At 64.9% G+C, this 652-nt stretch carries 1 protein-coding gene; it reads left to right on the forward strand.

Features of this window, described 5'->3' with window-relative positions; translation table 11 throughout:
• Positions 1–652 (forward strand): AMP-binding protein (locus A5692_RS01955; RefSeq protein ID WP_156765880.1); only part of this gene is annotated, 652 nt, incomplete at both ends.

A 652-nucleotide genomic window follows, 5' to 3' on the forward strand; every position in this document is an offset into this window, starting at 1 on the left:
CCAACCGGCCACCCGACCACCGGGTCCGGCGTCTGAGGACATTGCGTATTTGATTTACACCTCGGGCACCACCGGGGTGCCCAAAGGCGTGGCCATTACCCACCACAACGTCACCCAACTGATCGAGTTTCTCGATGCCGGCCAGCCGTCTGGGCAAGTGTGGACACAGGGTCACTCCTATGCCTTCGACTTTTCCGTGTGGGAGATATTCGCCCCCCTGCTACACGGCGCTCGGTTGGTAATGGTGCCCGAGGCGGTGGCCGCATCACCGGATGACTTGCACGCGTTGCTGATTGCGGAACAAGTCAGTGTATTAAGCCAAACCCCCAATGCGGTGGCGACGCTCCGACCGGAGGGTTTGGAGTCGACGGCTTTGCTGGTGGGTGGAGAGGCGTGTCCGGCTGAGGTGGTCAATCGGTGGGCGCCGGGGCGGGTGATGCTCAACGCTTATGGGCCGACCGAGACCACGGTGTGGGTGGCGATCAGTGCCCCGCTTACCCCGGGTACGGGGGTTGTGCCGATTGGGTCGCCGGTGCCGGGAGCGGCGCTGTTCGTCCTGGACCCGTGGTTGCGTGCGGTGCCGGCCGGGGTGGTCGGGGAACTCTATGTGGCCGGTCATGGTGTGGGGGTGGGGTATTGGGGCCGTTGGCCC

Source organism: Mycobacterium sp. E342, from assembly GCF_001667665.1.
GTDB lineage: Bacteria > Actinomycetota > Actinomycetes > Mycobacteriales > Mycobacteriaceae > Mycobacterium.